Genomic DNA, 11,632 nt, shown 5'->3' on the forward strand with positions numbered 1-11,632 from the left:
AAGACAGGCCAGCAGGCCGCTGCTGTCACGCTTTGGGGGAAATGGGACGTCTATGGGCTTTCAGGGGGCAGCGGCATCGGGTTTAACGAGGCGCGCACGGTGGCGACTGGCGATCGCGTTGACGGCGGTCGTGCCGGTGGCGGCAATGGCGCAGGTTGCGCCGCGCGCGCCGACGCGGGAAGAATTGTCTCCCGCCGACCGGCAGGGCGAGGTGGCCCCGCAGGGTAGCCGTCTGACGGTGGAGGGCGGCGTAGAACGTGCGCCCTGCCCACTGGCTGATCCGCGCTTTGCCGATGTGATGGTGAACTTTGCCGCCGTGCAGTTCGACGGGCTGCGCGGGGTTCCGCCGGAAGCGTTGAACGACAGTTGGAGTGATCTGGCGGGTCGCGAGGTGCCGATCGCCAGCCTCTGCGAGGTGCGCGACCGTGCCGCGACGGCACTGCGGCAGATGGGCTATCTGGCCGCCGTGCAGGTTCCGCCGCAGCGGATCGAGAAAGGCGGCACGGTCCGTTTCGACATATTGATGGCGCGGTTGGTCGCGATCGAGGTGCGGGGCGACGCTGGCAATAGCGAGCGGCTGATCGCGGCGCATATGGAGGCGCTGAAGGGGCAGCCGCTGTTCAACGTGCATGAGGCGGAACGGCACCTGTTGTTGGCGCGCGACCTGCCCGGCTATGATGTGCGGCTGGCGCTGCGTCCGGCGGGGACGGCGCCGGGCGAGGTGGTGGGCCAGGTGACGGTGGTGCGCCGCCGGGTCGAGGTGGACGTCAATGTCCAGAATCTCGGCAGCAGGGCGGTTGGGCGCTTCGGCGGGCTGGCGCGGGTGCGCTTCAACGACCTGACCGGCATGGGCGACAGCACGGTGCTGAGTATCTTCAACACCGCGCAGCCGGATGAGCAGACGGTGCTGCAGGCCGGGCACAGCATGGCGCTGGGCAGCGATGGATTGCGGCTGTCGGGCGACTTCACCTATGCCTGGAGCAGGCCGGATATCGATGGGCTGGACCTGTCATCCAGGACGCTGATCGCGACGGCGGCGCTGTCCTATCCGATCGTGCGGCGGCAGGTTCACACGGTTCTGGCCAGCGGCGGGCTGGACCTGATCGACCAGGATCTGCGCATCGGTTCCGCTCCCTTGTCGCGCGACCGGCTGCGGGTGCTGTTCCTGCGGCTGGAGGGCGAACTTATCGACGCCGACAGCCTGGTGAGCACGGCGGGCTATTCTGGCATCGAGCCGAAATGGCGGATCGGCGGCAGTCTGGAACTGCGCCACGGCCTTTCGGGTCTGGGCGCGAGTGAGCCGTGCGGCAACGCGGCGAGCTGTATCCCGACCAGCCAGCTTGGTGGCGACGCATCCGCCTTTGTCATGCGCGGGGGATTGCAGGCCGAATATCGCCCGGTGCCCAGGTTCGCCATCGCGTTGGCGCCGCGTGCGCAATATAGCCCCGACCAGCTGCTATCCTATGAACAGATGAGCGCGGGCAATTATACGGTCGGGCGCGGCTATGACCCCGGCGCGCTGACCGGGGACAGCGGCGTAGGCGTCGCGGCGGAGCTGCGCTATGGCCGGATCACGCCCAAGGGGCCGGGGGCGATCGCGCTCCAGCCCTTCCTTTTCTTCGACGCGGCATGGATGTGGCACAAGAGCAGCGCCTTTGCCGGGATCGACCCCCAACGGCTCTATTCCGCTGGCGGGGGCGTGCGCGCGACGTGGGACAATCATGCGCGGATCGACGTGACGCTGGCGACGCCGCTGCGCAAGGCGGGGTTTCAGACGGAGCGGGGGGATACGCGACTATTGCTGTCGGTGACCACGCAAATTCTGCCGTGGAGGCGGTGAAAGTCATGAATGAATTGGCGAGAAAAACGCGTTTGCGGGGATTTGTTCGTTGCGTTAGCGTAACGGCCTTGGCGGCGGCGTGCGTAATGCCGCAGGTGCGGGCGCAGACGGCGTTTCAGGGGTCGGTGACGTCATCGACGGGATCGCCCACCATCGCGCAGGGGACGGCGGGCGGGACGACCGATGTCATCACGCTGAACAGCGCCGAAACGATCATCAACTGGCAGCCCAACGACATTTCGGGAACGGGCGAGATCGATTTCCTGCCCAGCGACAAGACGGCGCTGTTCACCAACAGCGTTTCGGGCGTCGGCGATTTCACGGTGCTGAACCGCATCCTGCCGGTGAATGGCAGCGGCGTGCCCGTGTCCCGCGTCGTCGCGCTGAACGGCACGGTGCAGAGCCAGATCAACGGCTCGACCGGTGGCAAGGTGTGGTTCTACGCGCCGGGCGGCATCGTCGCGGGGCCAACCAGCCTGTTCAGCGTCGGATCGCTGGTGCTGACCAGCAACGACATCGATTCGACAGGGGGCCTGTATGATCCCATGTCGGGCGCGATCCGTTTCCGGGGGGCGGCCAATGCGCTGACATCGGTCGAGGTACGCAGCGGCGCGCAGATCGAGGCGCTTTCGACCGGCAGCTATGTCGCGCTGGTCGCGCCACGGGTGGTGCAGGGCGGGACGGTGCGGGTCAACGGATCGGCGGCCTATGTCGGCGCGGAAGCGGCGGACATCACCATCAATGGCGGGCTGTTCGACATCAGCATCAGCGCCGGGACGACCGACGCCAATGGCGTGGTGCATACGGGATCGACCGAACGGCCGGGCGCGACCGTTACCGATGCCCAGCGTGTCTTCATGGTCGCGGTGCCCAAGAATAATGCGCTGACCATGCTGTTGTCCGGCAATGTCGGTTATGACGCGGCGAACAGCGTGGTGCAGGACGGCAGCGCGGTGGTGCTGGCGGCGGGCTATGACGTCGCCGGAGGGGCCGCTGGCGCGCGCAACGCGACTGCCACGGGTCAGGCCGACATCAGCATCGGCGGCGGCATATGGCAGCCCGATGTGCAGGGGCAGGCGACGGGCGAGATCATGGTTCGGCCCGACGTCGCGCCCACGGTCGCCTTTGCCGGGTCCATCGACCTGATGGCCGAGCGCGCCATAACCCTGCGCGCCGATCAGGGCGACGTAGTCAGCGTCGGCGGCAATATGGACCTGACCGCCGGGATCGGCGGCACGGGCGGCAAGATCGATGTGCTGACCTATGGCGGCAGCGCGACCAATGCGGGCAATGGGCAGATCAGCGTCACCGGCGCGATGCATCTGGACGTGAGCGCGAGGGGCCTTAGCGGCACCGTAAACGCACCCCTGCTGGCAGGCGGCGATGCGACGGGCGGCGAGATCAACGTCATCGCAAACGGCGGGTCGATCAGCGCAGGCGGCCTGTCGGCCTTTGCCGGTGCGACGGGTGGCGCGGGCAGCGACAGTTCGGGCAATGCGACGGGCGGCTCCATCACCATGTCGGCGCTGACCGCTGCGGGGCCAAGCGGAACGCTGGGCGGCGCGATCAATGTCGGCAATGTGTCGCTGACAGCGAGCGCCGGGGTAGAATATGCGTTTGCTGAGCCGTTGACCGGCGGCAATGCACTGGGCGGAACCGTTGCCGTGTCGGCAGCCGGGGGCAGCATCACGACCGGCTATATGGATATCTATGCCAATGGCACCGGCGGCGATGCCAGCGGCGTCGCGGGCACGGGCACCGGGGGCAGCATCACCGTGTCGGCGAGCGCGGCAGGCGGGCTGCGCGGCAGTTTGACCGCCGATTGCGCCTTCTCTTGCTACATCCGTGCGGATGGCAGTGGCGGCTATGGCCAGAATGGCGCGAACGGAACCGGCGGGTCGATCCTGATCCACGCGACCGACGCCGATTTCATGGCGGACGGCTTCATGGATCTCAACGCGAGCGGCATTGGCGGCGGTACGCCATCCTTTGACGGCGTCGCGGGTCGGGGCGGCGACGGGCTGGGCGGCAGCATAACGGTGGAAAGCCGCGCCGGTTCGGCGGGAAGCGCGGTCATGCGCTTTGGCACGGTGTCCGCTTATGCCGATGGCGCATCCACGACAGGGTCGGAAGGCTTCATGTCTTCGATGAGCCTTTCTGGATCGGCCTATAATGAGGGCGATGGCGGGAACGGCACCGGCGGGACAGTGAATGTCCTGGTCGCTGGTGGCAGCATGACGGCCGATAGCCTGTTCGCCAGCGCCTATGGTCAGGGCGGTTCTTCCTACGTCAACTGCCCGCAATGTGGCGATGGCGTCACGCCGTTCCAGGCGGGTATTGGACAGGGCGGATCGGTCCAGTTCCTGATGACCGGGGGCAGCGCCACCATCGGGTCGCTGGACCTGGTGGCAGGCGGCATCGGCGGGGCGGGCAGCGCCGCGAATGCGGTGGACGAGGTCACCAGCCTGGCGGGGCAGGGCATTGGCGGCACGGCATTGCTGGAATCGCGCGGCGGCGTGCTGAATGCCGACATGATCCGTATCCAGGCCATTGGCGCGGGCGGCGGCAGCGATCCTTTTTATTCTTTTTCTTCCGGTCTGAACGGCGCCGATGGCGGCGCTGGCGTCGGTGGCACTGCCGGGTTGTTGATGGACGTTGGCGGCACGGGGCAGATCATCGTCGGCCAGGAACTGAGCATCCGGGCGGAGGGCCATGGCGGCGTGGGCGGCATTGCCGGATCGGACGGCATGGGCGGCCTGTATGTCGCGGGCGCGGGCGGCAGCGGGACTGGCGGCACCGCCGGGTTGACGCTGGCCAGCGGCGCGCTGACGGCCCCGTCACTGCTGGTGTCGGCAGAAGGGATTGGCGGCGCGGGCGGCCACAATGAAAGCGACGCGCCCGGCGGCGCGGCGGGCAACGGCACGGGCGGCACGGCCAACGTCGCCTATCTCAACGAAGGCCATGCGATCGGCGCGTTGACGGTGAAGGCCGATGGTCAGGGCGGCCATGCCGGGGTCAACGGCTATATCAGCGGCTATGACCTCAATAACGAACCGATTTACGTCTATGGTTCGGGCGCGGGCGGTGCGGGCGGCGCAGGGCAGGGCGGCGTTGCCGACATGCTGATTGATGTCGATCCCGCCTTCGCCAGCCTGATCGTCAGCGCCGATGGTATCGGCAGCGCTGGCGCGATCGGCGGCACGGGTGGCGCGGGCGGGGCAGGAACCGGTGGCATAGCGGCGCTCAACATCGGCTTTGGCGCGACCAGCGTCAGCGGCGAATTGCGCGTGTCGGCATCCGGCATTGGCGGCGCGGGTGGCGCCGGTCAGATCGGCCCGGGCGGACGCGGCGGCGATGCATTTGGTGGCACCGCGACGCTGGGGCTGACCGGAACATCCACCTCGCTCGATGCGGGTGATATCGGCATATTGGCGCAGGCGCTGGGTGGCGCAGGCGGGGCCGTGGGACTTCAGAGCGGGCTGGGCCTGGCGGGCGCGGATGGTGGCGACGCGACGGGCGGCACGGCGTTGTTTGCGGTGAATGCGGGGGCCGACGCGATCATTGGCGCGGTGATGACGCTCAGCGGCGATGCATTTGGCGGCGCAGGATCGGCCGGGCAGGACGGACCCGCCGGTGGCGCGGGCGGATCGGGCGGACAGGCGGCTGGCGGGGCCGCGACCTTGCGCATCGACGGTGGCCGTTTGCGCGTGAACAGCGGTTTTTCGACGCTGCCCGCCTACAGCATTTCGGCGGTCGGGCATGGCGGCGCTGGCGCGGATGGCGGCGCGGCGACCGATCCGACGCTGGGCGCGGGCATTGGGGGCAATGGTGGTTCGGGGGCAGGCGGAGCGGCCGCCTTCGAGGCGAGCGATGCTGACTTTGTGCTGGGCGACCTGTCCATCCTGGCCAATGGGATCGCCGGGCTGGGCGGCGCTGGCGGGGTTGACGGCCTGACCAGCGGCGGGACCGCATCGCTGACCAATGGCGGCGGCGCGTTATTGGGACCGACCGCGCAAAGGCTGCTGGCGTCGCTTTCGATGAGCGCGAGCGGCACGACCGGCGGGCGGATCGGCTTTGCCGACGGCAGCACGGCGGCGGGCGGCGGTTTGCGCGTCACGGGACCGATGACGCTGAGCGCATTGGGTGCGGTAGCGCCGGGCTTTACCGGGATCGACTTTGCCGCTTCGGGCAATCCGGTCACGGTCGGCGGGGCCGCCGATTTCACGACGCAGGGGCCGCTGTCCTTCGCCTTTAATGGCGGCGGCGCGCTGGCGGTGGCGGGCGCGCTGACCGGCTATTCGGGCACGAGCATCACCATCAGCCATGGCGCGCGTCCGGCGGGACTGGACAGCATTTCGGCGGGCAGCATCTATCTGGCCACGCCGGGCGGGATCAGCGTGACGGGCGCTGCGCTGCGGTCGGCGGGGCTGCTCACGATGCTGGCGCAGGGCGGGGACATCGACCTGACGGGCGGCAGCGCGCTGGCGGCGGGCGGTGACATGCGGCTGTTCGCGCTGGGAAGCGTCAATGGCGCGGGTGGCGGCATCGCTGCTGCCGGGCGCGTTGCGATTGGCCTGGGCGGCGGCGGGGCGGGCGACATCCGGCTGGCCAGCCTGTCGTCGGGCGGGCTGCTCGACATGGCGGACGCGAACGGCAATGCGCTGGGCGGCGCGGGCATCGCGATTGGCGGGGACTTTGCCGTCGCCGGGGCAATGTCAGTCGGTGCGGGTGGCGGCACGCTGTCGGCGTCGAGCATCAGCATCGGCACGCTGAACGCAGGCAGCCAGACGCTGACCGCGCCGGGCGGCGTGCAGATCGGCAGTGCGGTGACGAGCGGCGACCTGATCGTCAACGCCAGCCTGAACCTGGGCGGGGCGGACATTGACGGCCTGTTGCAGCAGCGGGGCGCAGTGGCGACATTCGGCGGCACGGTCGCGGCGGGCGCTATCGACATTGATGCGGGCAGCATCAGCGCCAATGCGTTCGACGCGCGGACGGGCAACCTGCTGCTGCGGTCGGTCGCTGGCTTGAGCGTGAACAGCGCGCAGGCGGCCGGGACGCTGACCCTGATCGGCGCTGGCATCAATGCACAGCAGGTGCGGTCGGGCGGCGTGGCGCTGCTGGATGCGGGCGGGGGTGACTTGCTGGTTGGCGACGTCCTTTCGCAAGGGGCGATCACCGCCTTTGGCCGCAACATCAGCCTGGGGTCGAGCGGCGCGATGACGATTGCCGAGGCGGTGGCGAGCGGGAATGTGCTGCTGAATGCCGCGGGGCTGGCGACGGTTGCGGGGCAGGTCAGCGGGCAGGCGGTGACGATCGGGTCGGGCGATATCGTCATCGGCGCGAACGGGCGGGTCGACGCGGCGGGGCTGCTGCGCTTCGACGCGACTGGCGGGGCGGCGATTGGCGGGGGCGATGCGACCGGCGGATACAGCCTGTCGGCGGCGGAGCTGGGCCGGGTGTCGGCAGCAGAACTCGCCATTGGCGCGAGCGGCGACGTCATCGTCGGCGACCTGACCGTTGGCACGGCGACGCTGGCGGGCGGCGGCGTGATGAGCATCGAAACGCCGGGCCTGCTGCGTGTGCAGGGCGCGGTGGCGATGACCGGGCGGAGCGGCCAGGGCGGGCTGACATTGTCGGCGGGGCAGGCGGTGCAGGTGATCGCCGGGCAGGGATCCATCGACGTCCGCGACGCCAATGGCGCGCTGGGCGGCGTGTTGAGCCTGAACGCGCCGGTCATCTACGCCGCGACGCTGGCGGCGATCGCGGATGTCGAGGCGGCGGGCACGCTGGGCGCGCGCGAACTGCGGCTGGCGCAGGATGACGGGCTGGCGCTGGACGAGGGGATGCTGCGCGCGGGGGCGATCCGGCTGCATGCGAGCGAGGGCGTCTATATCCAGAATAGCGGGCTTTCGACCGATTTCCCGGACCGGCGCGGCTTTACCGCCAACAGCCTGACCATCGAAACGGGGACCGCGCGGCCGCAGATCGCCATCAACGGGCGGTTGGCGACGGGCGGCGGGCTGTTCGCGACGGGGCTGGACACGATCCCGCTGGTGGCGATCGACGGGCGCTATGCCGCCGGGTCGAAGATCAACGGCTGCTTCATTGGTTCTGGCGCGTCCTGCACCGGGATCAGCATTGATAATCGGGATACGTTTGACGGGCTGCTGGACCCGACCGTGTCGGTGACGCGGGTCTTCCCGCTGGCGCTGATCCAGCTGCGCGATGTGGTGACGCAGGGCTTTCCCCCGTTGATCGACGAACCGGTGACGGGCGCGGGCAACGAGGATCTGTGGGATCGGCCATGCGGCGGACCGGGGGAGGCGGCCTGCGGCGGCGGCGGGACCCAATAAGCGGCAAAAGCGTGGCAAAACAGATTGAAAGGGTGCGACGGACGGGGCAAGAGCGTCGTGCGCAAGGGGGCGTAATGAGGGGCGTAAGGGGCGACAGGTTGAGCAGGCGGGCGGCTGGCGTGATGCTGGCGGCGGCGATGCTGTTCGCGCTGCTGCTGGGCGGCGTGGGCGGCAGCCGGCTGCGCGCGGCGGATGCGCCCGGCGGGCGGGCGTTCGTCGGCGTTGCTTCCTGCGCGGGTTCCACCTGCCATGGGCGGATGGAGGGCGATGGCAAGGTCGTGCGCCAGGACGAGTTGATGCGCTGGCAGGAGCCTTCGACCCCCGGCGGCGCGCATAGCCGGGCCTTTGCGGTGCTGTCCGGCACGCGGAGCAGGCAGATTGCGGCGACGCTGGGGCTGGGCGATCCGACGGCAGCGCCCGCATGCCTGGGATGTCACTCAACCCCCGCCGTCGCGCGGGGCGCACGGTTCCTGGCGCAGGATGGCGTGGGGTGCGAGGCGTGCCACGGGCCTGCGGGCGGATGGATTGCGAGCCATTATGCGGTGGGGGCGAGCCATGCGGGCAATGTCGCGGCGGGCATGATCCCGCTCGACCGGCCACAGGCGCGGGCTTCGGTGTGCCTGGATTGCCATTTCGGCAGCGACCGGCCCGGCCAGTTCGTCGATCATCGCATCATGGCGGCGGGTCATCCGCGCATTTCGTTCGAGCTGGACCTGTTTTCGTCGATGCAGGCGCATCATGACGAGGATGCCGACTATGCGCGGCGCAAGGGGCGGACCGACAGCCTGAAAGTTTGGGCGGTGGGTCAGGCGATGGCGGTGGAACGCGCGCTGACGCTTTATGCGGGCGCGAAGGGGACGGAAGGGGCTTTCCCGGAATTCTATTTCTTCGACTGCCAAAGCTGCCATCGGCGCATCTATGATCAGGCGGAGCGGACCAAGACGTGGGAGGCCAATCCGGGGCGGCCGATCCCGGCGGGCATGCCGCCGTTCAATGACGAAAATATGATCCTGCTGTCCGCCGCCGCGCGGGTCGCCGCGCCGGAGCTGGCGGGGCGGTTCGATGCGGACAGCCGCGCTTTCCACGCGGCGATTGCGACTGATCGGCGGGCGGCGGTGGCGGCGGCGGGCAAGCTGGCGGCGAGCGCACGGGCGCTGGGCGACGCCTTTGCCAGCGGCGGCATGAAGGGCGACATGGCGTTCGCCATCGTGCGCGAGATTGCGGGCGGGGCGATTGCCCCACGCTTCACCGATTATGAAGGGTCCGTGCAGGCGGTGATGGCCATCGACACGCTGCTCAACAGCATGGTGAAGTCGGGCCAGGTAACGGTGGGCGCGGCGGCGGGCATCCGCGCTGATGTCAACCGCGCCTATGCGGCGGTCAAGGAACCCAATAGCTATCAGCCCGCCATGTTCAGGAGCGCGCTGGGCAATGCCGCGCGCAGCATCGGAGCATTGCGGTGAGCGGCGCGCGGCACAGGTTGAGCGCGCTGGTTGCGGCGTCGGCGCTGATCCTGTCGTCCTGCGGCGGTGGCGGGAGTGACGGCGGGAGCGGGGGCAGCCCCACGCCTGCGCCGACGCCTACGCCCACGCCTGCGCGGCTCTATGCCGATCCGGCGCAGGAGGCGCTGACCGTCGCCGATGTGGAAAATGTCGTCGGCCATGCGGTCGCCGAAGCGCAGGCGCGCAGCCTGCCCGCCGTCATTGCCGTCACCGACCGGGTGGGCAATGTGCTGGCCGTGTTCCGCATGAACGGCGCGCGGGCGAGCGCCACGACCAGCGCTGCGCCCAATGGCCAGAATATCGACGCGCAGAACCTGACCGTCCCGGCGGAGGCTGGCGCGATTTCAAAGGCGATTACCGGCGCCTATCTGTCGAGCGGGGGCAACGCCTTTTCCACGCGCACGGCGAGCATGATCGTGCAGGAGCATTTCCCGCCCGCGCCGGGCACGGTGGGCCTTGAAAGCGGGCCGCTGTTCGGCGTGCAGTTCAGCCAGTTGCCCTGTTCGGACCTGTCGGCGCGCTTCATGTCGTCGGGCGCCCAGGCGATGATCGGGCCGAAACGGTCGCCGCTGGGGCTGGCGGCTGATCCGGGGGGCTTTCCGCTCTACAAGAATGGCGTGGTCGTAGGCGGCGTCGGCGTGATGGCGGACGGCGTCTATGGGTCCGATCCCGATGTCACCGACACGGATAATGACCCGGAAGAATATATCGCGCTCGCCGGGACGCTGGGCTTTGAAGCGCCCGACACTATCCGCGCCAATCACATCTTCGTGGACGGCACATCGCTGCGCTATTCGGATGCGGCCTATGCGGGATTGATGGCGAGCGGGGCGGTGAGCTTTGCCGCGATCAATGGCAGCGCCGGGGCGCTGGTGGCGGTGCGCGGCTATTATGGCGAACCCGCGCCGATGGTGCTGGCGGGCGTGGCGTATGGGACCGAGGCGTCGGGCGTGCGCCAGTCGCGGGTCGGGGAATTTGCCAATCGCGACGCATTCGTGCTGACGGACGGGTCGGGGGCGAACCGCTTTCCCATTCGGGCGGCGACCGATGCGGGCGATGTGGCGCAGCCGCTGACCGCCGCCGAAGTAACGGCGGTGCTGGAGGAAGCCTTTGCCATCATGAGCCGGGCGCGGGCGCAGATCCGGCAACCGCTGGACAGCAGGGCGCAGGTGACGATCAGCGTCGTGGATACGCGCGGGGCGGCGCTGGGCATCGTGCGGTCGCCCGATGCGCCGATCTTTGGCACGGACGTCAGCTTGCAGAAGGCGCGGACTGCGGCCTTCTTTTCCAGCGGCCATGCCGCGCCGGACCTGCTGGCGAGCAGCAGCGCGGATGTGGCGGCGTTCGTGGGCAAGGCGCGGACTTTCCTGAATGACTCCGATGCACTGACGGGGACGCATGCCTTTACCGACCGGGCGAACGGCCTGCTGTCGCGGCCCTATTTCCCCGATGGTGAGGTGGGCCGTCCGAACGGGCCATTCTCCCGCCCCATCGCGCAGTTCAATCCCTTTTCCACCGGATTGCAGTCGGCGCTGGTGGTGGGCGATCTGGCCGCGCATCTGGCCTTTGTGACCGGGGCGAGCGCCAGCGACACGCCGCAGCGTTGTTCGGCTCTGGCCGGGGTGGGCGCGGGCAACCGCATCCAGAACGGCGTTCAGATTTTCCCCGGTTCGGTCCCCATCTATCGCGGCAATGCGCTGGTGGGCGCGATCGGCGTGTCGGGCGACGGCATCGATCAGGATGACATGATCAGCTTCCTTGGCGCGCATAATGGCGGCCAGCGCGGCGGCGGCATCGGCAATGCGCCTGTTGCGATCCGGGCGGACCAGATCGTCGTGGATCTGGGGAGTAAGGCCGTGCGGCTGCGCTATGTCAGCTGCCCCTTTGCGCCGTTCCTCGACAGTTCGTCCCAGAATGTGTGTCAGGGGCTGTAG

At 69.1% G+C, this 11,632-nt stretch carries 4 protein-coding genes; all 4 read left to right on the forward strand.

Annotated features, from left to right (window positions below; translation table 11 throughout):
- Positions 1–52: 52 nt before the first annotated feature.
- The 4 genes from K663_RS16625 (at position 53) to K663_RS16640 (ending at position 11,632) form a co-directional block, all read left to right on the forward strand.
- Positions 53–1,840: a ShlB/FhaC/HecB family hemolysin secretion/activation protein gene (locus K663_RS16625; RefSeq protein ID WP_062121137.1), complete on the forward strand. Its 1,788-nt coding sequence runs from the start codon at positions 53–55 to the stop codon at positions 1,838–1,840.
- Positions 1,841–1,926: 86 nt separating this feature from the next.
- Positions 1,927–8,196 carry a hypothetical protein gene (locus tag K663_RS16630; RefSeq protein ID WP_062121139.1) on the forward strand — a complete coding sequence of 2,090 codons (6,270 nt, stop codon included), beginning with the start codon at positions 1,927–1,929 and terminating at the stop codon, positions 8,194–8,196.
- Positions 8,197–8,270: 74 nt separating this feature from the next.
- Positions 8,271–9,659, forward strand: a complete 1,389-nt coding sequence (locus tag K663_RS16635) for a multiheme c-type cytochrome (RefSeq protein ID WP_062121636.1) — start codon at positions 8,271–8,273, stop codon at positions 9,657–9,659.
- Complete coding sequence (locus K663_RS16640; protein WP_062121141.1) at positions 9,656–11,632, forward strand: heme-binding protein; 1,977 nt, start codon at positions 9,656–9,658, stop codon at positions 11,630–11,632. Before K663_RS16635 ends, K663_RS16640 begins: the two co-directional genes overlap by 4 nt.

Origin of the sequence: Sphingobium sp. MI1205 (assembly GCF_001563285.1) — a bacterium.
Taxonomy (GTDB): Bacteria; Pseudomonadota; Alphaproteobacteria; order Sphingomonadales; family Sphingomonadaceae; genus Sphingobium.

What these genes read in the sequence shown, in the direction of transcription:
- K663_RS16635 (WP_062121636.1), top strand. Translation starts at nt 8,271, where the DNA reads ATGAGGGGCGTAAGGGGCGACAGGTTGAGCAGGCGGGCGGCTGGCGTG.
- K663_RS16625 (WP_062121137.1), top strand. Translation starts at nt 53, where the DNA reads ATGGGCTTTCAGGGGGCAGCGGCATCGGGTTTAACGAGGCGCGCACGG.
- K663_RS16630 (WP_062121139.1), top strand. Translation starts at nt 1,927, where the DNA reads ATGCCGCAGGTGCGGGCGCAGACGGCGTTTCAGGGGTCGGTGACGTCA.